The organism is Nonomuraea terrae (assembly GCF_004348995.1).
Lineage (GTDB): Bacteria > Actinomycetota > Actinomycetes > Streptosporangiales > Streptosporangiaceae > Nonomuraea > Nonomuraea terrae.
This window is the reverse complement of the sequence record NZ_SMKQ01000016.1, coordinates 48,516-72,902: the sequence shown is the minus strand read 5'-3', so window position 1 is coordinate 72,902 and position 24,387 is coordinate 48,516. Positions and strand designations below refer to the sequence as shown.

21 protein-coding genes are annotated in these 24,387 nt (G+C 70.9%); 13 read left to right on the top strand and 8 right to left on the bottom strand.

Annotation, left to right across the window (positions count from 1 at the left end):
- Positions 1–48 precede the first annotated feature (48 nt).
- From E1286_RS08820 to E1286_RS08810, 3 genes are all read left to right on the top strand, one after another.
- Positions 49–777, top strand: coding sequence for a glycosyltransferase family 2 protein (locus E1286_RS08820; RefSeq protein WP_132610551.1), 729 nt, complete (start codon positions 49–51; stop codon positions 775–777).
- Positions 778–796: 19 nt separating this feature from the next.
- Positions 797–1,750, top strand: a complete 954-nt coding sequence (locus E1286_RS08815) for a ketopantoate reductase family protein (RefSeq protein WP_132610549.1) — start codon at positions 797–799, stop codon at positions 1,748–1,750.
- Positions 1,751–1,816: 66 nt separating this feature from the next.
- Positions 1,817–2,233, top strand: a complete 417-nt coding sequence (locus tag E1286_RS08810) for a hypothetical protein (RefSeq protein ID WP_132610547.1) — start codon at positions 1,817–1,819, stop codon at positions 2,231–2,233.
- Positions 2,234–2,237: 4 nt separating this feature from the next.
- On the opposite strand, the gene E1286_RS08805 is transcribed toward E1286_RS08810, so the two are convergent.
- A complete protein-coding gene (locus E1286_RS08805) occupies positions 2,238–2,666 on the bottom strand; it encodes a hypothetical protein (RefSeq protein WP_235854226.1) in 429 nt (142 codons plus the stop codon).
- Positions 2,667–2,727: 61 nt separating this feature from the next.
- On the opposite strand from E1286_RS08805, the gene E1286_RS08800 reads away from it, so the two are divergent.
- On the top strand, positions 2,728–4,629 hold the full coding sequence (locus tag E1286_RS08800) for a sensor histidine kinase (protein ID WP_165969649.1): 1,902 nt from the start codon (positions 2,728–2,730) through the stop codon (positions 4,627–4,629).
- Positions 4,630–4,632: 3 nt separating this feature from the next.
- Here E1286_RS08800 and E1286_RS08795 read toward each other — a convergent pair whose 3' ends face one another.
- Together E1286_RS08795 and E1286_RS47685 are read right to left on the bottom strand one after the other, a co-directional pair.
- Positions 4,633–5,373, bottom strand: a complete 741-nt coding sequence (locus E1286_RS08795; RefSeq protein ID WP_246074604.1) for an MBL fold metallo-hydrolase — start codon at positions 5,371–5,373, stop codon at positions 4,633–4,635.
- Positions 5,374–5,382: 9 nt separating this feature from the next.
- Complete coding sequence (locus tag E1286_RS47685) at positions 5,383–5,526, bottom strand: hypothetical protein (protein ID WP_165969648.1); 144 nt, start codon at positions 5,524–5,526, stop codon at positions 5,383–5,385.
- A gap of 367 nt (positions 5,527–5,893) precedes the next feature.
- Between E1286_RS47685 and rho the strand changes: the two genes are divergently transcribed.
- The 3 genes from rho to E1286_RS08780 all read left to right on the top strand — a co-directional run bounded on the left by rho (position 5,894) and on the right by E1286_RS08780 (position 9,987).
- The gene (gene rho / locus E1286_RS08790; RefSeq protein ID WP_165969647.1) at positions 5,894–7,000 is read left to right on the top strand and encodes a transcription termination factor Rho; all 1,107 of its coding nucleotides are present in this window, start codon (positions 5,894–5,896) and stop codon (positions 6,998–7,000) included.
- 31 nt (positions 7,001–7,031) lie between these two features.
- The gene (locus tag E1286_RS08785; RefSeq protein WP_132610543.1) at positions 7,032–8,072 is read left to right on the top strand and encodes a putative RNA methyltransferase; all 1,041 of its coding nucleotides are present in this window, start codon (positions 7,032–7,034) and stop codon (positions 8,070–8,072) included.
- A 136-nt stretch (positions 8,073–8,208) separates the two neighbouring features.
- Complete coding sequence (locus tag E1286_RS08780; RefSeq protein ID WP_132610541.1) at positions 8,209–9,987, top strand: S9 family peptidase; 1,779 nt, start codon at positions 8,209–8,211, stop codon at positions 9,985–9,987.
- Positions 9,988–9,990: 3 nt separating this feature from the next.
- Here E1286_RS08780 and E1286_RS08775 read toward each other — a convergent pair whose 3' ends face one another.
- A complete protein-coding gene (locus E1286_RS08775; RefSeq protein ID WP_132610539.1) occupies positions 9,991–11,181 on the bottom strand; it encodes a PP2C family protein-serine/threonine phosphatase in 1,191 nt (396 codons plus the stop codon).
- Positions 11,182–11,217: 36 nt separating this feature from the next.
- Here E1286_RS08775 and E1286_RS08770 point away from each other — a divergent pair, with 36 nt between their 5' ends.
- The 3 genes from E1286_RS08770 (at position 11,218) to E1286_RS08760 (ending at position 16,470) form a co-directional block, all read left to right on the top strand.
- On the top strand, positions 11,218–11,571 hold the full coding sequence (locus E1286_RS08770; RefSeq protein ID WP_132610537.1) for a hypothetical protein: 354 nt from the start codon (positions 11,218–11,220) through the stop codon (positions 11,569–11,571).
- Between the two features lie 81 nt (positions 11,572–11,652).
- A complete protein-coding gene (locus E1286_RS08765) occupies positions 11,653–15,837 on the top strand; it encodes a HAMP domain-containing protein (protein ID WP_132610535.1) in 4,185 nt (1,394 codons plus the stop codon).
- Between the two features lie 3 nt (positions 15,838–15,840).
- The gene (locus E1286_RS08760) at positions 15,841–16,470 is read left to right on the top strand and encodes a response regulator (RefSeq protein WP_132610533.1); all 630 of its coding nucleotides are present in this window, start codon (positions 15,841–15,843) and stop codon (positions 16,468–16,470) included.
- A 305-nt stretch (positions 16,471–16,775) separates the two neighbouring features.
- Here the strand turns inward: E1286_RS08760 and E1286_RS08755 are convergent, their stop codons facing one another.
- Together E1286_RS08755 and E1286_RS08750 are read right to left on the bottom strand one after the other, a co-directional pair.
- Complete coding sequence (locus tag E1286_RS08755) at positions 16,776–18,347, bottom strand: NYN domain-containing protein (protein WP_132610531.1); 1,572 nt, start codon at positions 18,345–18,347, stop codon at positions 16,776–16,778.
- 187 nt (positions 18,348–18,534) lie between these two features.
- Positions 18,535–20,880, bottom strand: coding sequence for a sigma-70 family RNA polymerase sigma factor (locus tag E1286_RS08750; RefSeq protein WP_132610529.1), 2,346 nt, complete (start codon positions 20,878–20,880; stop codon positions 18,535–18,537).
- 122 nt (positions 20,881–21,002) lie between these two features.
- On the opposite strand from E1286_RS08750, the gene E1286_RS08745 reads away from it, so the two are divergent.
- A complete protein-coding gene (locus E1286_RS08745; protein WP_132610527.1) occupies positions 21,003–21,536 on the top strand; it encodes an orotate phosphoribosyltransferase in 534 nt (177 codons plus the stop codon).
- Between the two features lie 8 nt (positions 21,537–21,544).
- Here E1286_RS08745 and E1286_RS08740 read toward each other — a convergent pair whose 3' ends face one another.
- Entirely contained in the window at positions 21,545–21,928 is a 384-nt protein-coding gene (locus E1286_RS08740; protein WP_132610525.1) for a hypothetical protein, read from the bottom strand.
- Positions 21,929–22,025: 97 nt separating this feature from the next.
- On the bottom strand, positions 22,026–22,715 hold the full coding sequence (locus E1286_RS08735; protein ID WP_246074602.1) for a DedA family protein: 690 nt from the start codon (positions 22,713–22,715) through the stop codon (positions 22,026–22,028).
- A 129-nt stretch (positions 22,716–22,844) separates the two neighbouring features.
- Here E1286_RS08735 and fbaA point away from each other — a divergent pair, with 129 nt between their 5' ends.
- Positions 22,845–23,867 (top strand): class II fructose-bisphosphate aldolase, encoded by a 1,023-nt coding sequence (gene fbaA, locus E1286_RS08730; RefSeq protein ID WP_132610523.1) that lies wholly within the window; start codon positions 22,845–22,847, stop codon positions 23,865–23,867.
- A 34-nt stretch (positions 23,868–23,901) separates the two neighbouring features.
- The gene (locus tag E1286_RS08725) at positions 23,902–24,312 is read left to right on the top strand and encodes a DUF3151 domain-containing protein (RefSeq protein ID WP_223189723.1); all 411 of its coding nucleotides are present in this window, start codon (positions 23,902–23,904) and stop codon (positions 24,310–24,312) included.
- The last annotated feature ends 75 nt before the right edge of the window (positions 24,313–24,387 follow it).

Here is a 24,387-nt window from a genome sequence, read left to right as displayed (position 1 = left end):
CAAGAAGATTTCAAGCCAATTGCATGTCCGGCGGGGGACCTTGATTTCATGAACAAGCAGCCTTTCGCCGCCAGCGTCAGTGTCATCGTCCCCGCGATGAACGAAGCCGAGAACCTTCCTCACGTCTTCGCCACGCTGCCCGACTGGATCGACGAGGTGATCCTGGTCGACGGCAACTCGACGGACGACACCGTCGCCGTGGCGCGCAGGCTGCGCCCCGACCTCCGGGTCGTCGTGCAGACCCGGCGCGGCAAGGGCAACGCTCTCATCGAGGGCTTCCAGGCCGCCCGGGGCGACATCATCGTCATGATCGACGCCGACGGCTCCACCGACGGCCGCGAGATCCACTCGTTCGTCACCGCGCTGGTCAACGGCGCCGACTTCGCCAAGGGCTCCCGGCACGCCCCTGGTGGCGGCTCGGACGACCTCAGTGCGATCCGCTCGCTCGGCAACAAGGCCCTCACCACGCTGACCAACCTGCTCTACGGCACCCGCTACACCGACCTCTGCTACGGCTACAACGCCTTCTGGGCCCACCACCTCGACGCCCTCGGCCTCGACTGCGACGGCTTCGAGATCGAGACCCTGATGAACGTCCGCGCCGCCCAGGCCGGCCTCGTCATCCGCGAGATCCCCAGCCACGAGCGCTCGCGCATCCACGGCGACAGCAACCTGCACGCGGTCCGCGACGGCTGGCGCGTCCTGAAGACGATCGTGCGAGAGCGGTCGCGCGGCACTGCCGTGGCCCCGCAGAGGCAAGTGGCGCTCGCCAAGTGAGCAGTGCCATCCTCTGACCATGCGCTACATCGTGGTCGGAGCAGGAGCAGTCGGCGGCACCATCGGGGCCCGCCTCCACCAGGGCGGGCACGACGTCCTCCTGGTGGCGCGCGGAGCCCACTACGACGCTCTCAGACGTGACGGCCTGCGCCTGATCACTCCCAAGTCCGACGAGACCCTCGACATCCCGGCCGCCGACGGCCCCGTGCCCACGGGCGACGACGACGTGCTCATCCTCGCGACCAAGTCGCAGGACACCATCGCCGCGCTCGACCCCTGGCCGCACGACCTGCCCGTGGTGTGCGCCCAGAACGGCGTCGCCAACGAGCGCATGGTCCTGCGCCGGTTCGAGCGCGTCTACGGCATGTGCGTGTGGCTGCCCGCCCAGCACCTGGAGCCGGGCGTCGTCGTGGCCACCGGCCATCCCTACTCGGGCATGCTGCACGTCGGCCGTTATCCCCAGGGTGTGGACGACCTCGGCCACCAGATCGTCACCGACCTCGGCAAGCACGGCCTGGTGGCCCGCGCCACGCCCGACGTGATGCGCTGGAAGTACGGCAAGCTGCTCGGCAACCTGGCCAACGCCGTCGACGCGCTCGTCGGCCGCGCACAGGGCGCGTCCGAGGTGGCCGAACGCGCCCGCGCCGAGGCCCGCACCGTGCTGGAGCGGGCCGGCATCGCCTACTCCACGCCCGAGGAGGAGGCCGAGGTGCGCGGTCACAAGGTCGACGCCCGTCCCGTCGAGGGCGTCGAGCGGGGCGGCGGGTCGTCCTGGCAGAGCCTGGCGCGGGGCAGCGGCTCCATCGAGGCCGACTATCTCAACGGCGAGATCGTGCTGCTCGGGCGCGAGCACGGCGTGCCGACACCGGTCAACGAGGTGCTGCGGCGCGAGGCCGACAGGTTCGCCCGGGAGAAGCGTCCGCCCGGCTCGATGCCCCTGGAAATCCTGCTCTCGCTCATCGACAAGCCCTGAAAATCCGCATATCCCGTCGATCTCCGGGAAGTGGAAACCCCTCTCTGACGACAAGGGGTGAGTTGGATGATCGTGCTGGGACTGATCCTGGCCCTGCTCGCCGGCGGTGCTCTCTACCTGGTGCTCACTGAGGAGAGCACCAGGTACGTCCTGTTCGGATACACCTTCGAGCTCAACCACGTGGAGATGTTCCTGGCCGGGGCGGCCAGCGCGGCCGTCCTGATGCTGGGCCTGTGGCTGCTGAGCTCGGGTTCGCGCAGGACCGCGAGGAAACACCGCCGGCTTCGCAGCGCCAAGGCCGAGGCCTCCAGCCGGGTTGCCCGGCTGGAGGACGAGAAGCGCGAGCTCGAACGGAAGCTGCAGCGCGAGCACGCCGAACGCGAGCAGGCCGAGCAGGCCGAGCAGGCCGAGCAGGCCGAGCGCGAGCACGAGCCCGCGGCCGGCGACCGTCTCGTCGCCCGCGGCTCCGACAACCGCCACTGAGCGGTCACGCGGCGGGCGCCTCCTGGCGCGAGGGCAACAGCTTGCCCTCGCGCCAGAGCGCGAAGCCGGTGATCAGCGCACCCAGCCCCTCCCAGAGCCCCACGCCGAAGAACTCCCCGGGCGCCGCCCCCGTCAGCACGAGCGACGTGAACACCGTGAACGTCACCAGCCGGAACGGCACCGTCCACCGGAAAAACGGCGTGTAGTCGTGAGAGGCGGCGAACACGTAGTAGACGCCCATGTTGACGGCCGCCATCGACGACGCGGCCATGTACACGTGCGTGTAGTCCCCGGCCGGGCGGACGTCGAGCACCTCGAAGCCCAGCATGGCCAGCATGGTGTCGGGCGAGATCAGGCCGAGCAGGCCGAGCGCGAAGGCCAGAACGCCGAAGACCGCGATGGTCCACCCGGCGAACGAACGTGGAAGACGCACAGGAATCCTTCCAAAGGGGGTGTACTCTGCGAGGCGATCTCATCATGCATCCGGAGGTCGCATGCCCCCCACGCGTGGCCGTCCCATCGCACTCAAGCTGCTCGCCCTCCTGCTCGTGCCGCTGCTGTCCCTGGCGGGCCTGTGGGCGTTCGCCGCGAGTCTGACCGGCGTCGACGGCCTGCGGCTGCTGGCGATCAACGACCTGGCGACCAACGTGGCCACCCCGTCCGAGCAGGTCAACATCGAGCTGCAGACCGAGCGGCTGGTGTCGGTCGAGTTCCTGGTCACCGGCCGGGGCGCCGACGCGGTTGCCGATCAGCGGCGGAAGACCGACCGGGCGGTGACGACGTACCGGACGCTGTCGGGCGGGATGCGCGACCTGTCGCCGCAGATGACCGCGCAGCTCGCCGCGCTCAACGGCGGGCTGGCCCGGCTCCCTGACATCCGCCGCGAGCTGGACGGCGACGTCCTCACGCCGCTGGAGGTCATCGCCCGTTACAGCGACATCGTGGACGCGTCCTTCCGCATGTACGACGCCATGGTCCCGGTGCCCGACATGTCCCTCTTTCGGCAGGCCCGCGCGGTGACCATGCTGGGCGAGGCCAAGGAGATGTTGTCGCGCGAGCGGGCGCTGATCGCCGTGCTGCTCGACCAGGGCCGGGTCGGGATCCGCGAGCGGGCGGCGTTCGCGGAGATGGCGGCCACCAGGCGGCTCCTGTACACGCAGGCGCTCTCCCACCTCGACGGCGGCCTGCGCGGCGCGTACGAGGGGATGGCCGCCTCGCCGGCCTACCTGGAGTTCCTGGCCGCCGAGGACGTCATCAGGAGCACGAGCTCCGACGACGGCCTGCCCGCCGCCGCGGCCACCTGGCCCATCGACGGCCGGAACCTGTGGGCCGCCGTCGAACGCAACCAGGCCGCCGCCGTGAAGGGCATCACCGACCGGGTGACCCCGACGGCCGTCGGCATGCTCGTCAAGCTCGGCGTCGCGGGCGGCGCCGGCCTCATCGTCGTCGTCGCGTCCGTGCTGATCTCGCTGCGCTTCCGCAAGCGCCTGGTGCGCGAGCTGGCCGGGCTGCGCGACGCCGCCACCGAGCTCGCCGACGTGCGCCTGGCCGGGCTCGTGCGCCGGCTGCGGACGAGCACCGAGCCGCCCACCGCCGACGAGAGCGCGCCCCTGCGCGTCGAGACGGCCACCTCGGAGATCGCCGACATCGTCCAGGCCTTCAACGAGGTGCAGTCCACGGCCGTCGAGGCCGCCGTCGACCAGGCGCGGCTGCGCCACGGCGTCAGCCAGGTCTTCGTCAACCTGGCCCGGCGCAACCAGTCGCTGCTGCACCGCCAGCTGCTCCAGCTCGACGGCATGGAGCGGGCCACCGAGCAGCCGGAGATCCTGGCCGACCTGTTCAAGCTCGACCACCTCACCACCCGCATGCGCCGGCACGCCGAGAGCCTCATCATCCTGTCGGACCAGGCCCCTGGCCGCGGCTGGCGCAACCCGGTGCCCATCCACGACGTGATCCGCGCCGCCGTGGCCGAGGTCGAGGAGTACGAGCGGGTCGAGGTGCTCCAGCCGCCGCCGGTCGCGCTGCTCGGCTCGGTGGTCACCGACGTGGCCCATCTGCTGGCGGAGCTCGTCGAGAACGCCACCCTCTTCTCCCCGCCGCAGACCCGGGTGGACGTGCGCAGCTCGACCACCCCGCACGGCTTCGTGATCGAGGTGGAGGACCGCGGGCTCGGCCTGCCGCGCACCGAGCTGGACGAGCTCAACGACCGGCTGGTCCGCACCCCGGAGTTCGACCTGGCCCAGAGCGACCGGCTCGGGCTGTTCGTGGTCTCCCGGCTGGCCGCCCGGCACGACATCAAGGTCACCCTGGCGGTCTCGCCGTACGGGGGGCTGACCGCGCGGGTGGCGCTGCCCTCGGCTCTCCTGGCCGACCAGCCGGTGCCGGCCGGGCGGTAACGCTCAGAGGGCGGTGAACGGCTCACCGAAGTGGGCGGTGGCGAGGACCGCACGCTCGGCCCTGAGCCGGGCCAGCACCTCGGCCCGCGTGCGCGCGGCGGCCTCGGGGTCGTCGTCGTAGAGGTACGGGATGGCGGGATCGGCCAGTTGCACCGGGTGGAGCACCAGATCGCCTGTCATGGCCACCTCACCGGCGCGGACGATCTGGTGGCCGGGGGTGTGTCCGGGCGCGAGGTGGACGTGCACGCCCGGCGCGACCTCGGCGTCGCCTTCGACCGCGTGCAGCTGACCCTTGATCACGGAGACGACGTCGTCGAGCATCGGGCCGGCGGCGGCCTCCAGCTCGGCCCGCTGGACGACGTGGCGGGCGTTCTCGAACGCCGGCCTGCCGTCGGCGACGGCGCCGGAGGCGTGGTCGCTGTGGAGGTGGGTGAGGATCACGGTGCCGACGTCGGCGGGCGCGACGCCTACGGCGGCCAGCTCACCGGCCAGCGTGCCGGGGACGGGCGCCCAGCTCGCCGCCGGGGAGTCCGCGGCGCCGACACCGGTGTCGACCAGGGTCAGCCGGCCGGCGGCGTCGCGGAGCAGATAGCAGTGGAAGTGCAGGACCCAGGGCTCGTCGCGGAGCCCGGAGCCGGCGAACATCTTGGTGAGCGGGCGGCCGATCGCCGCCCCCATGGGGCCCACGGCGTCGCAGAGCGGTGTGATCTCGACGCCGGAGACGGTGATCGAGCGATGCGGCATCCGCCGAGTCTAGGCGGCGATCGGCCGACGGGGCACGAACTCGTTCTCGAGGTCGGCGGCGTAGACGGCGCGGCAGCAGTGCGAGCAGCGGTACATGATGGGGCCCTCGTCGAGCTCGTGGTGGCACTGCGGGCAACGGTTGACGGTCTTCATGGTGCTCCCCCAAAGGAAGGTCTCTGCCGGTCTCATGGAACCCTCATCGAGTTGCAGGGGTCCTGCACGCCGCTTGCCGATGGGGGCCGTCCGCACCGTGCGCGGAATTTTCCTCGCCGTACGGTGCGCTGAAAGACATTGTCACGCGTACGCCGCCCACGCGGGCGGCAAGACACGGAGAACGGCCCGGGAATAGTCCCAGAGGGCTAGGTGTTGTCTGGTGCAGATGGCGTGATATGTTCCTGCCAAGCGTTGAGCCTTCGCTCCGCTGGTCTTTCATCCGGCCCGCGTCTTCATGGGCCCGCCGTTCTTCTCTCACCCCGCCGGCGCTTCCGTGCTGCCGGCGCATTCCCTCAAGGGGCTCAGCATGTCCTTGCACACCATTCCTGAACAGCGTGCGTCCACGCAGATCCGTCATGTGACGGGATTGCTGGACATACACGACAAATCCGCCTTTATTAGGACCGCACATCTGCCGCAGGCCGGCGACGTGCGCCTCACTCCGGAGAAGGTCCGGCAGTACGACCTGCGTCCCGGTGACCACGTGGTCGCGTCGTTCGCGGGCAACAAGCTCGTCAACGTCGAGACGGTCAACGGGCTCACCGAGTGGCACGGGCGGCCCGCGTTCGCCGGCCTCACCCCCATCCACCCGACCGAGCGTCTCACCCTCGAGACCGAGTCGCTCAGCACCCGCGTCATCGACCTGTTCGCGCCGATCGGCAAGGGACAGCGCGGCCTCATCGTGGCCCCGCCCAAGGCCGGCAAGACCATGGTCCTGCAGGCGCTGGCCGCCGCGATCACCCGTAACCACCCGGAGGTCCACCTCATGGTGGTGCTCGTGGGCGAGCGGCCCGAGGAGGTCACCGACATCCGCGCCAGCATTGACGGCGAGATCTTCTCCTCGACCTTCGACCACCCCGACCGCGACCACGCCGCCATCGCGGAGCTGGCCGTCGAACGGGCCAAGCGGCTCGTCGAGTCGGGTCGTGACGTGGTGCTGCTGCTCGACTCGCTGACCCGGCTCGGGCGGGCGTACAACAACCTGGCGCCGAGCGGCGGGCGGGTGCTCAGCGGCGGCATCGACGCCCGCGCCCTCTACCCGCCCAAGCGCTTCTTCGGCGCCGCCCGCAACGTGGAGGGCGGCGGCTCCCTCACCATCCTCGCCACCGCGCTGGTGGACACGGGCTCGCGCATGGACAACAGCCTGTACGAGGAGTTCAAGGGCACCGGCAACATGGAACTGCACCTGACCCGCGAGCTGGCCGAACGCCGTTTGTTCCCCGCCGTGGACCTCGACGCCTCCGGCACCCGGCGCGAGGAGATCCTGCTGCACGCCGGCGAGCAGCAGGTCGTCTGGCGGCTGCGCCGCATGCTCACCTCCCTCGACAAGCAGCAGGGCATGGAGATGCTCGTCGACAAGCTTCGCAAGACGCCCTCCAACGCCGCCTTCCTCCTCGAAGCCGCGCACGCCTGAGCGTCCCCGCCCATCCACCAGAATGGGCCGCATGCTGGCCGACATCGTGCGCTTCCTCATCTGCCCCGTCTGCCGGGCCGACCTGCGGCTCGACGCCGCCGCCGTACGATGCGGCAACGGCCACGCCTTCGACGTCGCCCGACAGGGATACGTCAGCCTGCTCGTCGGCTCCCGCCCGCCCGGCACCGCCGACAACGCCGCGATGGTGGCCGCTCGGGCCGCGTTCCTCGACCGGGGTCACTACGCCCCGCTCGCCCACGCCGTCGCCGACGCCGTACGGACTTATGCCGCAGGGGAGAACGTTCCAGAAAAACGTGAGTCCTATCCCGAAACGAATGACGGCGGAGAGTCGAAGGCGTACCGTGGGGCGGGAGTGGAGGCCGGTTACGTCGCGGGCGCAGGAGTTCCCGCGGGGCGACCGGACATCGTCGAGGATCGCCGCGCGGAGCGCAGGGCCGCGCCGCTGATCGTCGACGCCGGCGCGGGCACCGGGCATTATCTGGCGGCCGCGCTCGACGCGGTGGCCGATGGCATCGGGATGGCGTTCGATGTGTCGAAACACGCTGTGCGCCGGGCGGCGCGGGTGCATCCCAGGGCAGGGGCGTTCGTGGCCGACGTGTGGCGCCCGCTCCCGATCAGGAGCGGGGTGGCCGACGTGCTGATCGACGTTTTCGCGCCCAGGAACGGGCCCGAGTTCCGGCGCGTTCTGCGCCCCGGCGGCGTCGCGGTGGTCGTCACCCCCGCGCCCGACCACCTCAGCCCGCTGGTGCGGGAGCTGGGGCTGCTCTCGGTCGACGAGGAGAAGGAGCACCGCGTGGCCCGGAGCCTGGAGGGGTTCACGGAGTCGGAGCGGCGCTCGATCGCGTTCGAGATGGAGCTGGGGCACGACGATATCGCCCAGGTGATCGGGATGGGCCCGAGCGCGTGGCACCACGATCCCGAGGCGTTGAACGCACGAATTGCTACCTTTATCTCCCGAAATGTCGCGAAAAGGCGGGAAAAAGTCATGACACGTGCCGCCTTTCATCTGTCTATCTTCGAGCCCGCACCCCGATCAAGGGCTGTTCCTTGACGGACATCTGCAACTGGTGTTACTGATGGGGCATTTAGTCCGAAATTCCCCCACATTTCCCGAGTATTTCTCCGACACAGGCGCAATACTGGACGGCATCCCACGGCGGGACATCAACGGGAGGGGGCGCGCCCCGATGAAGGCGGAGGAACGCTGGCAGGCCAGGTTCCGGGCGTCGCGCATGACGCTGCCGACCTGGGCGCGCCAGGCCCCCAACCGCTCCATCTACCGCTCCAACGCCACCGGGAAGTGGGAGGTCTACGCCTGGGACCGGGTGACCGGCGCGACCCGCCAGGTCACCGACCGCCCCAGCGGCACCGCGTACGCCGCGATCGACCCCACCGGCCAGTGGATCTACTGGTTCGGCGACACCGACGGCGACGAGTACGGCAGCTGGTGGCGTCAGCCGTTCACCGGCGGCCCGGACGAGCCCGTGGCCCCCGAACTGCCGCCGGGCCAGCCGGGCGGCATCGCGCTGTCCACGACCGGCGTGGCCGCGATCAGCCTGGCCGGCGGGGGCGCGTTCCGCGTCCACCTGGTGCGCCCCGACAGGCCCGCCACGACGCTGTACGAGCACACCGAGGCCGCCTGGGTCGCCGGCATGTCGCTCGACGGCTCCCTCATCGCGATCAACCACGGCGAGTACGGCGACTTCCGTCACCCGGCCCTGCGCGTCGTCCGCCAGAACGGCCAGGAGGTCGGTGAGCTGTACGACGGCCCCGCCAAGGGCGTGATCGGCCTCGACTTCGCGCCCGTGCCCGGCGACCGCCGCCTGCTCACCCTGCACGAGCGCCGCCACCGCCACGAGCCCCTCGTGTGGGACCCGGTGACCGGCGAGCAGCGCGAGATCTGGCTGCGCGACCCGGGCGAGCTGACCGCCGAGTGGTACCACGACGGCCGCGGCCTGCTCATCGTCCGCGACCACCGGGCCCGCACCCACCTGCACCGCTACGACCTCGCCGGCGGCGGCCTGATCCTCATCGACACGCCCCACGGCGTGATCGAGGAAGCCGCGCCCCGGCCCGGCGGCCACGTCGAGTACTCCTGGTCGAGCGGCTCACACCCGCCGGTCATCCGCTCCAGCACCGGCCAGGTCGTGGTCAACCCCAGCGGCCCGCCGGCCCCGCCGAGCGTCCCCGTCCAGGACATCGACGTCGAGGGCGCGGGCGGACGCATCCACGCGCTCGTCTCCAAACCCGAGACGGGCATCGCGCCCTTCCCCACGGTCTTCCTGCTGCACGGCGGCCCCGACGCGCACGACCGCGACGCGTTCTCGCCCGAGGTCGCGGCCTGGGTAGACGCCGGGTTCGCGGTCGTCCGGGTCAACTACCGCGGCTCCACCGGCTACGGATCGGCCTGGCGCGACACGTTACGCGACGACGTGGGTCACATCGAGCTCGCCGACGTGGCGGCCGTGCGGCAGTGGGTGGTCGAGCAGGGCATCTCCGACCCGGCCAGGATGGTGCTGGCCGGCACGGCCTGGGGCGGCTATCTCACGCTGCTCGGCCTCGGCACCCAGCCCGGCCTCTGGGCGGCCGGCATCGCCGCCGTGCCGATCGCCTGCCACCACACCTCGTACGAGGACGAGTCGGAGAGCCTGCGCGCCTTCCACCGCGCCCTGCTCGGCGGCTCACCCGCCGAACAGCCCGAGCGGTACGCCGCCAGCTCCCCCATCACGTACGTCGACCAGGTCAAGAGCCCGCTGCTGATCCTGGCCGGCCAGAACGACTGCCGCTGCCCGCTGCGCCAGATCGAGAAGTACGTCGCCAAGCTCGCCGAGCACGGCAGCGAGCACGAGGTCTACACCTACGACGCCATCGGGGCCTCGCTCGTGGTCGCGGAGCGCATCACCCAGACGGCGCGGCAGCTGGAGTTCGCCCGCAAGCACACGACCGCCGTGAAGATCGACGGCTAGGGCTCAGCGGGCGCGCAGCACCACGATGGCCAGGTCGTCGGCGCTCGGCTCGGCGGCGAACTCGGCCGCGCCCCTGCGGATCCGCTCGGCCACCGCCCTGGCTGACAGGCCGGCGCACTCGGACAACATCTTGGCCAGGCCGCCGTCGTCGTCGAGCAGCCGCCCACCGGAGCGGCGCTCGGTGACGCCGTCGGTCACGGCCAGCAGCACGTCGCCGTGGTCGAGATGGACGGTGTCGGCCTCGAACACGACCTCGTGGAAGACGCCGAGCAGCGACTGCGGCGTGGTGACCGACTCCACCTTGCCGTTGGGCCGCAGCCGCAGCGCCTCGGGATGGCCGGCCGAGACCAGGCGCACCTCCAGCCCGCTCTCGACGGGTGTGATGTCGCCGTGCAGCAGCGTCAGGAAGCGCGCGCGTTCGCCCTCCTCCAGGATCGCCTGGTTGAGGCGGCCGAGCACCGCCGCGACGCCGTACCCCTCGCGGGCGAGCAGGCGCAACGTGTGGCGGGCCAGACCGGTCACGGCGGCGGCCTCCGGCCCGGTGCCGCACACGTCGCCGATCGCGAAGCGCCAGGAGTCGTCGCCCGCCTTGAACAGGTCGTAGAAGTCGCCGCCGACCTCGTTGGCCTCGCCGGCGGGCTCGTAGATGACGCCGTAGTCGAGGCCCGGGACCTCAGGCTCGTTGGGCGGCAGCAGGCTGCGCTGCAGGGCGCGGTTGGCGGCGGCCTGCTGGGCGTAGAGCCGGGCGTTGTCCATGGCCAGGGCGGCGCGCCTGCCGATGTCGTCGGCGAACTGGATGACCTCGTCGGGGAAGCGGTCGGTGCGGCCCAGGCACATCATGCCGAGGCTGCGCCCGCGCGCGGTGAGCGGCACGGCCAGCACCTGCCACTCGGCCAGGTGGATCGCGGAGGTCACCCGGGTGTCGGCGGCCGAGACGTCCATCTCGGACAGCTGCTCGCGCAGGCCGTCGATGCGGGACTCGTCGGCGTGCCAGAGGTAGCGCAGCCGCGGCGGGCCGCTGTGGTCGGAGGTGTAGACGGCGCACCAGCTCGACAGCCGCGGCACCACGACCTGGGCGATGATCGCCGGCACCATGTCGGGGTCGAGGGTGCCCGCCAGCAGGTCGCTCGCGTCGGCCAGGAAGCCCAGCCAGTGCGGGCCTCGCGAGCTCTCCTCCAGCCATTCGGCTGCCACTTGGTCCGCCGAGCCAGGTAGCGTGAGCCTAGCCCAATGGACACGGGAGTCGCCCTGGAAGGTGACTCCCCACTCTTCGACGTGCACGGAAGGAGCTTTGAGATCGCCTTGGGAGAGGTTTCGTTGCCGCAGTTCGACCTGGACCGCGTTCCCGAAATGCTTCCAAATCACCTCAAAGGGCTCGGCGGCGACCTGCTCGGCCAGATCTCCTGCGACCTGCTCGGCGGTGTGGAGCGCACCACCGGTGGCCCACGCGGTCAACACCTCGCGCGTGAACCTCATCGCAGACGTCACAGCAGTCTCGCCCGGCGCGAACGTCGCAGCGAGCACTGCTTGGGGAGAACCAGTCATCCCAACGTGCCTACCACACTTCCCGGTGACTTGGGGTAAATCCAAGGACAGGACTACGAGCTACTCATCGTGACAGACTTGAATCACTCGCAGGAGCCAGCCGCGAGTGAAGGAGGCCCTATGACCACGGCCAAGGTTGCGCCCAGCCCTGAGGAGAGGACTTACACCGAGTCCGATCTCGTGCCCATCCTTGAGACTCTTTTCTCTTGGCGTGACGGCGACTTCCGACGCCGGGTCCCCCATGCGCCTCCTGGCATTCTCAGCGAGGTGCGGCTGCTGCTCAACGAGGTCGCCGACCGCCGTGAACACCTCGCCAACGAGCTGTCGCGTGTGCGCCGGGAGGTCGTCAAGGAGGGCCGCTTCGGCGAGCGCCTGACCCCGGGGCCGGGCGTCGGCGCGTGGGCCGAGAGCGTCGAGTCGGTCAACATGCTGATCGACGCCCTGGTGAGCCCGGTGAGCGGGGCGGCCGACGTCATAGACGCGGTGGCCAAGGGCGACCTGTCGCGGCGCATCGACCTCGACCGGTCGGCGCGCGGCGAGGTGCGCCGCCTGGGCAAGGCGATCAACGGCATGGTCGACCAGCTCGCGCTGTTCAACAGCGAGGTGACCCGGGTGGCCCGCGAGGCGGGCACCGAGGGCCGGCTGGGCGGCAGCGCCAATCTGCGCGGCATGTCGGGGAGCTGGCGCGACCTCACTGAAGCCGTCAACACGATGTCCTCCCGGGTGGCGGCGCAGGTGCGCGACATCGCCGTGGTGACCACCGCCGTGGCCAGGGGCGACCTGAGCCGCAAGGTCACGGTCGACGCCGTGGGCGAGATGTTCGAGCTGAAGAACACCGTCAACACGATGGTCGACCAGCTGTCCGCCTTCGCCGAAGAGGTGACCCGCGTGGCCCGCGAGGTGGGCACGGAGGGCCAGCTGGGCGGCCAGGCACAGGTGACCGGCGTGTCGGGGGTCTGGAAGGACCTGACCGACAACGTCAACTTCATGGCCAACAACCTCACCTCCCAGGTACGCAGCATCGCGACCGTGGCGACGGCGGTGGCCCAGGGCAACCTGTCGAAGAAGATCACCGTCGACGCCCAGGGCGAGATCCTGCAGCTGAAGGACACCCTCAACACGATGGTCGACCAGCTGTCGTCCTTCGCCGACGAGGTCACCCGCGTCGCCCGCGAGGTCGGCACCGAAGGAAAGCTGGGCGGGCGCGCCGAGGTGAAGGGCGTGTCGGGCGTCTGGAAGGACCTCACCGACAACGTCAACTCCATGGCGGCCAACCTGACGTACCAGGTGCGCAACATCGCCCAGGTGACCACGGCGGTCGCCAACGGCGACCTCACCCGCAAGATCGACGTGGACGCGCAGGGCGAGATCCTCGAGCTCAAGTCGACCATGAACACGATGGTCGACCAGCTGTCGTCGTTCGCCTCCGAGGTGACCCGCGTCGCCCGCGAGGTCGGCACCGAGGGACAGCTGGGCGGCCAGGCCCAGGTGCGCGGCGTGTCCGGGGTCTGGAAGGACCTCACCGACAACGTCAACTCCATGGCCAACAACCTGACCTCTCAGGTGCGCCAGATCGCGGCCGTGTCCTCCGCGGTGGCCCAGGGCAACCTGTCGAAGAAGATCACCGTCGACGCCCAGGGCGAGATGCTCCAGCTGAAGGACACCCTCAACACGATGGTCGACCAGCTGTCGTCCTTCGCCGACGAGGTCACCCGCGTCGCCCGCGAGGTCGGCACCGAGGGGCAACTGGGCGGCCAGGCCCGCGTGAAGGGCGTGTCGGGCGTCTGGAAGGACCTCACCGACAACGTCAACTCCATGGCCAACAACCTGACGTACCAGGTGCGCAACATCGCCGAGGTCACCACGGCGGTGGCCAACGGCGACCTCACCCGCAAGATCGACGTCAACGCCCAGGGCGAGATCCTGGCGCTCAAGACCACCGTCAACCGGATGGTCGACCAGCTGTCGTCGTTCGCCTCCGAGGTCACCCGTGTGGCCCGCGAGGTGGGCTCGGAGGGGCAGCTGGGCGGCCAGGCCCGCGTCGAGGGCGTCGAGGGCACCTGGAAGCGGCTCACCGAGAGCGTCAACGAGCTGGCCGGCAGCCTCACCACCCAGATCCGCGCCATCGCGACCGTGACCAGCGCCGTCGCGCGCGGTGACCTGACGCGCTCGATCGCCGTCGAGGCGCAGGGCGAGCTGGCGGAGCTGAAGGACAACATCAACTCGATGGTGGCCAACCTCCGCGAGACCACGCAGGCCAACCAGGAGCAGGACTGGCTCAAGTCCAACCTGGCCCGCATCTCGCGGCTCATGCAGGGCCACCGCGACCTGCTCGAAGTCGCCAAGCTCACGATGAGCGAGCTGACGCCGCTGGTCTCGGCCCGCTACGGCGCCTTCTACAGCATCAACCCCGACGCCGAGGGCGAGCTGATCCTCATCGGCGGCTACGGCGTACGCCCCGACCGGGGGCCGCGCCAGCGCTTCGCGATCGGCGAGGGCATCGTCGGCCAGGCGGCGGCCGAGGGCCGGCACATCGTGCTCGACGACGTGCCACCGAACTTCATCACGATCGACAGCGGGCTCAGCCGCTCGACGCCCGCGCAGATCGTGGTGCTGCCGATCCTGTTCGAGAACCGGGTGCTCGGCGTGCTGGAGCTGGCCTCCTTCACGCCGTTCGGCGAGGTTCACCTCGACTTCCTGACGCAGCTCGTCGAGACCATCGGCGTGACGATGAACACGATCATCGCCAACTCCCGCACCGAAGACCTGCTCACCGAGTCGCAGCGGCTCACCCGCGAGCTCCAGGAGCGCTCCGACGAGCTGCAGCGCCAGCAGGAGGAGCTGCGCAGGTCCAACGCCGAGCTGGAGGACAAGGCGGCGCTGCTCGCCAAGCAGAACCGCGCGATCGAGATCCAGAACTTCCAGATCGAGCAGGCCCGCCGCACGCTGGAGGAGCGCGCCGAGCAGCTCGCGGTCTCCTCGCGCTACAAGTCCGAGTTCCTCGCCAACATGTCCCACGAGCTGCGCACCCCGCTCAACAGCCTGCTCGTGCTGGCCAAGCTGCTGACCGAGAACGCCGAGGGCAACCTGACCTCCCAGCAGGTCGAGTTCGCCCGCACGATCCACAGCGCGGGCTCGGCCCTGCTGCAGCTCATCAACGACATGCTCGACCTGTCGAAGGTCGAGGCCGGCCGGATGGACATCCACCCGATCCAGGTGTCGCTGCCGAAGATGGTCGACCTGCTGGAGGCCGCGTTCGCGCCGCTGGCGCAGGACAAGGGGCTGTCGTTCAACGTGGAGGTCGAGCCGGACGTCCCGAAGGAGCTGCGCGCCGACGAGCAGCGGCTGCAGCAGGTGCTGCGCAACCTGCTGTCGAACGCGGTGAAGTTCACCCCGCGGGGCGAGGTGAAGCTGCGCGTCGCCAAGGCGCCCGTCGGGGTCGACTTCGACGACGACGCCCTGCACGACGCGCACGACCTGCTGGCCTTCCACGTGGTCGACACCGGCATCGGCATCGCGCCCGACAAGCGCGATGTCATCTTCGAGGCGTTCCGGCAGGCCGACGGCACCACGAGCCGCAAGTACGGCGGCACCGGCCTCGGCCTCGCGATCTGCCGCGACATCGCCCGCCTGCTCGGCGGCGAGATCCACGTCGACAGCGAGCTGGGCAAAGGCAGCACGTTCACGCTCTACCTGCCGGCCTCCTACACCGGCCCGCTGACCGCGACCGACGGCGGGGCGGCGCGCCGGCAGCTCATGACACCGCCGAGCGACGAGCCCGCCGCGGCGGCGCCCGAGCCGCCGATGCCGCTGGACATGCCGATGCCGGAGCTGGTCGAGCCCCCGATCGAGACGCCCGCCCAGTGGCAGGGCGACGACCCGCTGAACGGCGCCAAGATCCTCATCGTCGACGACGACATCCGCAACGTCTTCGCGCTGACCAGCGTGCTGGAACGACACGGCTCCACGGTCGTCTACGCTGAAAACGGTCGGGAGGGGATCGAGCAGCTCGAACGGAACGAGGACGTCGCGCTCGTGCTGATGGACATCATGATGCCGGAGATGGACGGCTGGGCCACGACCTCGGCCATCCGGCGCATGCCCCAGTTCGCGGACCTGCCGATCATCGCGCTGACCGCCAAGGTCATGCGGGGTGATCGCGAGAAGAGCATCGCCTCGGGCGCCTCCGACTACGTTCCCAAGCCGGTCGACGTGGACCGTCTGCTCGAACGCCTGCGCGGCTGGCTCAGCCGTGGGCGCGGACCCGCGTCCGACTCGTCAGCATCACCAGCCGAAGGGTCGTGATCTATGTCGGATCGTGCCAAGATCCTCCTGGTCGATGACCGCGAGGAAAACCTGATCGCCCTCGAAGCCATCCTCAGCTCGCTCGACCTGGTGCCCGTACGCGCCCGGTCGGGCGAGGAGGCGCTCAAGGCGCTGCTCAACACCGAGTTCGCGTTGATCCTGCTCGACGTGCGCATGCCGGGCATGGACGGCTTCGAGACGGCCGCGCACATCAAGCGGCGCGAGCGCACCAGGAACATCCCGATCATCTTCCTGACCGTGGTCGACAGCGCCCCCGACTACGCCTTCCGCGGCTACGCGGCGGGCGCGGTCGACTATCTCACCAAGCCGTTCGACCCGTGGGTGCTGCGGGCGAAGGTGTCGGTGTTCAGCGAGCTGTACAACATGAACAAGCGCCTGGCCGAGCAGGCGGCGCTGCTGCGCGACCGGGTGAGCGGCGAGCTGCCGCCCGGCGCCGGAGACCACGCGTCGGTGCTGCCGGAGCTGTCACGCCGGCTGACGGCCGTGGAGGACGAGCTGGCCCGCGTCCGCGAACTGGCCCGCAAGACCCAGGACCCCGCCCTGACCGCCCCCCTTGGAGACCTGACGGACCGCGTCAACCACCTCCGCGCCGCCTTCGACGCCCTCTCCTGACGCGTGCGCCCACCGCCCCACCTCAGGGGGCGGCGGGGCGCCCAGAGCGCGGCACCTCTCCGGATTTCCGGGGTCCCGCTCACGGGCGCACATCCCAGAAGCGGTACGCGCACCATCGGCAACCGCGTCCCATCATCGGCAGCGCGACTGCCCTTTCACGGGACGCACCGCTCCGAGCGCTGACAGCCGCGTGCGGCGGCATGCACAGGGAAACGCGCGGCGCGGTGGGTGAACCACGAGGCGGTGGGCGGCGTGCCGCAAGAGAGCGCGGACAGCGAGGCAGACGGGTGTCCGGCGGGTGAGGGTCAGTTGCGGGCGCGTTCCAGGGCGTCCCAGAAGCCGCGGCGGAGGGCGTGGCGGACCTCGTCGTGCAGGAGGAAGTCGATCGGGAGCGAGGAGCCCTGAAGAAGGCGTGCCTCCAGGTCGGACGGCATGCGGGGTTTGCGCGCCAGCACCGCCTCCAGCCACAGCGCCGGGGCGTCGCGGGCCACGGACTCGCCGAAGTCGTGTCCCTCCCTGTGGGCGGCCTTGACGGCGTCGGCCAGAGTGGTGGCCCCCGCCGTGGCGGCGGAGGGAGGAACGACCGGGGCGGGCTGCGGCCCCGTGTACGGCCCCGGCTGCGACGGCTGGTAGGCCGCGCTGTTCGACTGCTGGTACGAACCCGCGCTGGACGGTGAGGAGAACTGGCCGGTGCTGGGCGACTGAGCCTGCACGGGCCCGGTGACCGGCGCCGACGACGGCGCGTTGGTCTGCGGCTGCTGCTGCTCACCCTGGTAACCGCTGTACGGCGGCAGCGCCGGAGGCGTGGACGGCTGCCCGCGCATCGGCCCGTCGGCGTCGGACCCGCCGGGCAACTGGCCGTTCGCTCCCGACCCTCCCGACACCTGGCCGTTCGCGTGAGACCCGCCATAGGAGGACACGTTGCCGCCGGGTGACGCCGAGTTCGCGCCGGACCCGCCGTAGGAAGGCGCGGAGGACGGTGTGTTCGCGCCGGACCCGCCGTAGGAAGGCGCGGAGGACGGTGTGTTCGCGCCGGACCCGCCGTAGGAAGGAACGTTCGAGCCCGACCCGTCGGATGATCCAGCGCCGGACCCGCCGTACGAAGCCGAGCCCGACCCGCCGTACGAAGACGTGCCGGAACCGGCGGAGGACGGTGTGTTCGGCCCGCCGTACGACGGCGAGTCAGGGCCCGAGCGCGGCTGAGCCGCCGAGGAAGGGCCGGCCGCGTGACTGCCGGTGGACGACGGCGCCGGCGGCAGGGACGGCTGCGCCGCAGGCAGCGAGTGGGTGGCCTGGCCGTTGCCGATCGGCTGGTGGTGCCCGTTGGACGCCTCGGAGATGCCGGTGACCAGGCTGACGTACGGCCGCAGGTGGGGTGCCCCCAGCTCCACGAGGTCGTCGCACTCCTGCCGCAGGGACCGCGACACCGCCCAGCTTCCCTCGGCCGCGATGTTGATGACGGTCACCCGGATGCCGAGGTCCTGCGCGTCGCAGACGACCTGGGCGAGGTCCTCGTCGCCACTGACGACGACCGCGTCGCAGATGGCGTTGTTGCGGGCGAGCGTCATGAGGTCGCGGTGCACCTGGGCGTCGACGCCCTCGCGCCGCCCCGGGCGGATGCGCGACAACCGCAGCTTCAGGCCCGGAATGTCGGCGAGCGCGTCGTGCTCGGGGGTGCGGCGGCCCTCGACCGTCGCTTCGTACCAGTAGCAGCGCAACAGCGGCAGCGCGGTACGCTCACGCGACAGGTTGGTCATTAACTGGAGCAGCCCCGGATAGTCCCAGGACACCGCCTCGCGATGACGTGTGCCGTGTACGGCCAACGCCCCGTCAGCCAGCAGATAGCCAGCGTCCACGAACAGCGCACAGCGATCCACTGACACCGCCCCTTTCCTGATGGTCCGACCTTGCTGGCTCTGCACCGTCAGAGACCCGGACTCGGCGGCCCTCTCTCAGGGTAATGAAAGCGGGTGATCGTGCGAGGGTTAATCCCGACGATTCGACCCTCACGCACCGAGCCGCCAGACCATTCAGGCCGACCGTACCAGTTTGTCCCGTTATTGGTCACTGCCGGGCTCGCACGCTCACGGCGGCCGCGCCGAACAGCACGACGTCCTTGTTCGTGGCGATCGTGAGGCCGGGATCGACGCCCAGCTCGGCGCTCACCGTGTCGACGTCGACGCCGAACGAGAGCTCCCTCGCGCCGCGCGCCGAGCCGTCGAAGACGTTGGACGCCTCGCGGTCGCCGCCCGACGGGGTGAGCGGGCCGGAGCCCAGCGAGACCTTGTCGCCGCCGAGGTCGGCGTCGCCCTCCCACGTCACCAGCTCGACCCGCGCGGGCGAGGCGGCCGGCCGCAACCCGCCCAGCGGTACGTACGCCCGCCGCCCGACCACCGTGCCCCCGTCGAGCACCATCGCCTGGCTGTACGGCTCCGCCGGATCGGTGACCACCAGCACCAGGCTCCACCCGGCATGGCGTGCGACCCCCTCCTCCATGGGCACGTCGCCCGCCCACCACGTGCCGTCGGCGCGTACGCCTCGGGCGAGCTCGCTCACGTCGGCGAACGCCTGGTAGACCGGCCCGACCGGCAGCTCGCGCACCATCACCTCGCTGGGCCGGACGGTCAGGTAGGTGCGCAGCCCCGGCGGCCGGACCCTGATCGGCCCCGCCTGCGCGCCCGTGGCCGACCAGTAGAGCCCGGCCCACACGACCTCGCCGCCCTTGGGCACGGACAACACCGCCGAGCTGGAGGACTCGGTGAAGGGGTGGTCGTCGCGGTCGAGCGCGAGCATCGGCCACAGGTCGTTGTCGCGCTGCTCCCCCTCGCGCCGCCGCGCCTCGCGGCAGCCCGCCTGCTCGTCGGGGCAGCTCAGCAGCGTGTTGCCGATCGCCCGGACGGCCACCCTGCCCTCGGTGGCGAACCTGGCGGGCGCGCCGGTCGCGCGTACGCCCTGCTCGGCGCGGGCACGCACGCGCAGCGGACCGGCGGTGACGCGGACGACGGGGCCCGCAGTCTGCGGGGCCGCGCCGGACACGAGCACCCGCAGGTACACGGCCGTGGCCCGCCCCGCGGCGAGCGGCTCCCTGGCACACCGGGCGCCGCGACCGGACGGACGGCACTGCCAGCCGTCGACCGTGCCCACCGCGCCGGAGACGGCGGCGCCGGGCCCGCGCAGCACGGACGGGACGAACGTCACCCCCGGCGGCAGGTCGACGTGGGCCGCGACGTTCGCGCTGGCCACCTCGCCGTGGTTGCGCACGCGGATGCCGACGATGCCGGGCCGGGCGCGGACGAGCGAGCCGAGCGGGTCGATCGTGACGCGCAGCCGCGCACCCACCGGCCTGGCGGACGTCGCCTGCCGATCCTTGCCGCCGGGCGCCGGCACCGGAGAGGGCTCCTCGGCCGGCAGCGGCACGGGCACCGGCACCGGCACGGCCGACGGGGCCGGCAGCGCGATCGGCGGCCCGACCGACGGCTCGGCGACCGGCTCCGCGTCGGACAACAACTGGACGCCCCCGGCCACGGCCACCGCCAGCACCGTGCCGCCGGCCAGCACCGCCTGCCAGCGCCGCGGCGCCCGCCACAGCCGCCGCAGCGCCCGCAGCGGCCGACCGGCCGCACCGCCCGGGCCCACCGCCCTGGCCAGCGCCGCCACGTAGCCGCTGAACAGGGGACCGGCGATCAGCGGCCCGACGATGACGCGCAGCCCGCGATCGACGTCGGTCACCTCCAGCAGCACGCCGTGGCACTCCTCGCAGGCGTCGACGTGCTCGTCGAGCGCCTTGGCCTCGCGCCGGGCCAGCCCGCCGCGCACGTAGTGGCTCATCCGGCCGAGCACCGTGCGGCACTCCGGCGGCGTATCCGGCCGCAGATACAGCCGTACGTACGCCTGCCGCAGCCCTTCCCGCGCCCGGTAGGCCAGCGCGGCCACGCCGTTGGCCGACAGCCCGAGCATTGGCGCCGCCTGGGCCGGCCTGGCGCGTTCGACCTCGGCGTGCCACAGCACCGCCCGCCACCGCTCGGGCAGCGACAGATAGGCCCGGGCGATCGGCGAGTGCTCCAGCCCGGCCAGCGCGGGATCGACGAACGGCGCCGTCGGGTCGTACCGCTCGATCTCGCCCGTGGGGTGGGCGGCGATGCTGGACCGGTCGTGCACCGTGCGCCGCACGATCGTCAGCAGGTACGTGCGGAACGCCGACTCGGGGCCGCCGCCCCGGCACACCAGGTCGAGGATCTTCGTGAACGACTCGGCGACGACGTCCTCCACCTCGGCACCGCTGACGAGCTGCCTGGCCATGGCACGCGCGGCGGCCACGTGGCGCTCATAGAGCTCGCCGTAGGCAGCGGCGTTGCCCGCCTGGACCGCGTGGAGCAGATCGGCGTCGCTTTGCGGAGTTTCGGCACTCATAGTGACCTAACGATGACGCGGGGTTACCCGGGTCATCATTCCGCAGTCATCGCCATGGCTAAACCGCGAGCGCGTCTTTACCTGTGGGATGCGGCCGTGACCAGGACTCTAAGCTTGATGCCATGACGGATCGCGACAACCTGCTGGCCGAGATCAAGAAGAAGGCCATCGTCCACGGCAAGGTCACCCTCTCCTCGGGCCAGGAGGCCGACTTCTATCTCGACCTGCGGCGCATCACGCTCGACGGCGTGGCGGCGCCGCTCGTCGGCGGGGTGATGCTCGACCTGACCGCCGACCTCGACTACGACGCGGTGGGCGGGCTCACGATGGGCGCCGATCCGGTGGCGGGCGCGATGTTGCACGCGGCGGCCGCGCGCGGGCGGGCGCTCGACGCGTTCGTGGTGCGCAAGGCGCAGAAGGCGCACGGCATGCAGCGCCGCATCGAGGGCCCCGACGTCAAGGGCCGCCGGGTGCTGGCCGTGGAGGACACCTCGACGACGGGCTCCTCGCCGCTGACGGCCGTGGAGGCGCTGCGCGAGGCGGGCGCCGAGGTGGTCGCCGTGGCGACGATCGTCGACCGGGGCGCACGCGAGCGCATCACGGCGGAGGGCCTCGAGTACCGCTGCGCGTACACGCTGGAGGATCTCGGCCTGTAACAGGGAGCTCAGTCGGGGGCCCGGACGGTGAAGGACTCGCGGGCGCCCTCCTCGCCGGGCTCGCGGAGCGTGCCGTTCTCGGTGACGTGGACGGTGCTCGCGTCGGTCAGCACGACGTCGAGCTCGGGCTCGTGGAAGCTGACCTCTTCGCCCCTGCTCATGTCACGGTGCTGCAGCACGTCGCCGCCGGGCACGCGTACGGTGACGAGCGGGCAGGTCTCGGCCACGCACTCGATGCGCACGGTGGGCTCCTGAGCGCTCTTCTCACTGGCGGGCGCCGTGGCCGGTTCACTGGCGGGAGCTGAGGTGCGCTCGCGTGCGGGCTCTGATTCGCCGAGCCTGCCGAGCACCTCCCGGCCGCCGATGACGAGCAGCGTAACCGCGGCCCCCACCGCCAGGACGGCGAGGGCTAATCGGGCAAGACCCATCGGTTCTGACTTGTGGCGTCCCACAGGGGGCAGCGTAGCGGGTGAAGATCGACCCGGGGGGTCAGAGCGGAGTGTCGGTCCCGGTCGGGACCCGCGCCGACACCGCCGCCCGGCGCTTCTTGACCAGCTCGACGAAGATCGGGATCAGCGAGACGAGGACGATCAGGAAGACGCCCGGCAGGATGTACGTGTCGATCTGCTTGGGGTCGACCTGGTGACCGAGGAGGTTGCCGACCAGGATCAGGCTCTCGACCCAGACGACGCCGCCGACGACGTTCCAGAGCAGGAAGCGCTTGGCCCTCATCTCCAGCACGCCGGCGACGGGGTTCATGAACGTACGGACGATCGGTACGAACCTGGCCAGGATCACCGCCTTGGCCGGCCCGAACCTCTCGAAGAACTCCTCGGCCCGCAGCACGTGCTCCCGCTTGAACAGCCGCGAGTCGCGCTTGTCGAACAACCTGCGGCCGAAGCGCGCGCCGAGGAAGTGGCCCAGCTGCGCGCCGGCGACCGCGCACAGCGGCGTGCCGATGAGCAGCACGGGCAGTGACAGCGGCGTGATGCCCATGCCCTGGGCGACGGACGACGAGCTGAAGATCCCCGCGGCCACGAGCAGCGAGTCACCCGGCAGGAAGAACCCGAGCAGCAGCCCCGTCTCGGCGAAGATGATCGCGAGAACGCCGACGGTGGCGAACGCCCCCAGAAGGGTCAGCCACCAGGTCGGATCCAGGAGATTCACCAGCCAGTCCACGGCCGAGAGACTATCCCGTGGCCGCGAGCAGGCCCGGGACCGCCCCGGCGCGCGTCGGCTCTACCACATGGGGTAGACACTCGGAATACTGGGCCTGGCCCCAAGCCGTAACTTCTCAGGGAGATGATCATGCCTATTGCGACTCCAGAGGTCTACGCCGAGATGCTCGACCGGGCCAAGGCCGGCGGATTCGCCTACCCGGCGATCAACGTGACGTCCTCCCAGACGCTGAACGCCGCCCTGCGCGGCTTCGCGGAGGCCGAGAGCGACGGCATCGTGCAGATCTCCACCGGCGGCGCGGAGTTCCTCTCGGGCACCACGGTCAAGGACATGGTCACCGGCGCGACGGCGCTCGCCGAGTACGCGCGCGTGGTCGCCGCGAAATATCCGGTCACCGTGGCGCTGCACACCGACCACTGCCCGAAGGACAAGCTCGACGGCTACATGCGGCCGCTGATCGACATCTCGCTCGAACGCGTCTCCAAGGGCCTGGACCCGCTGTTCCAGTCCCACATGTGGGACGGCTCGGCCGTCCCGCTGGACGAGAACCTGCAGATCGCCAGGGAACTCCTGGAGAAGTGCGCGCGGGCCCGCATCATCATGGAGATGGAGATCGGCGTCGTCGGCGGCGAGGAGGACGGCGTCGTCGGCGAGATGAACGAGAAGCTCTACACGACGGTCGGCGACGCGATCGACACCGCCGAGGCCGTGGGCCTGGGCGAGCACGGCCGCTACATGCTGGCCGCCACGTTCGGCAACGTGCACGGCGTGTACAAGCCGGGCCACGTCAAGCTGCGCCCGAGCGTGCTGAAGGACATCCAGGAGGCCGTCGGCGCGAAGTACGGCAAGGACAAGCCCTTCGACCTGGTCTTCCACGGCGGCTCCGGCTCGCTGCTTGAGGAGATCCACGAGGCCATCTCGTACGGCGTCGTCAAGATGAACGTCGACACCGACACCCAGTACGCCTTCACCCGGCCGATCGCCGACCACATGTTCAGGAACTACGACGGCGTGCTCAAGGTCGACGGCGACGTCGGCAACAAGAAGACCTACGACCCGCGTTCGTACGGCAAGGCCGCGGAGGCCGGGATGGCCGCCCGCGTCGTCGAGGCGTGCCAGAGCCTGAAGAGCGCTGGGACGAAGATCTCATAGCCACTTCGGCGGCCTGGCGGGTATGACTGGTGCTATGGAAAACCTTCTCGCCGGGCCGCCCCCGACGCATCTGCCGGAGCTGCCTGAGGCCAGGGAGTTGCTGGACTCCGGAGTCAAGGCCGCCGACGTGGCCGCCCGGTTCCCCGCCTACCCCGCGGCCTGGGCCGCGCTCGCGGAGGAGTACTTCGCCCAGGGCCACGCCGTGACCTCCTACGCCTTCGCCCGCACCGGCTACCACCGCGGCCTCGACCAGCTCCGCCGTAGCGGTTGGAAGGGCCACGGCCCGATCCCGTGGGAGCACGCGCCCAACCGCGGGTTCCTGCGCTGCCTGTACGCCCTGTCGCGCGCGGCGCAGGCCATCGGCGAGAAGGACGAGGCCGAGCGCTGTCTGCAGTTCCTGAAGGACAGCACGGAAACGGGTTACGACGCGCTGACCAAGGGTTAGCCCTGAATGACCACGTTCGGGTAGTCTCTCAACGCAAGAGCCCCTGTCGCACTTGCGTCAGGGGTTTTCGTTTTG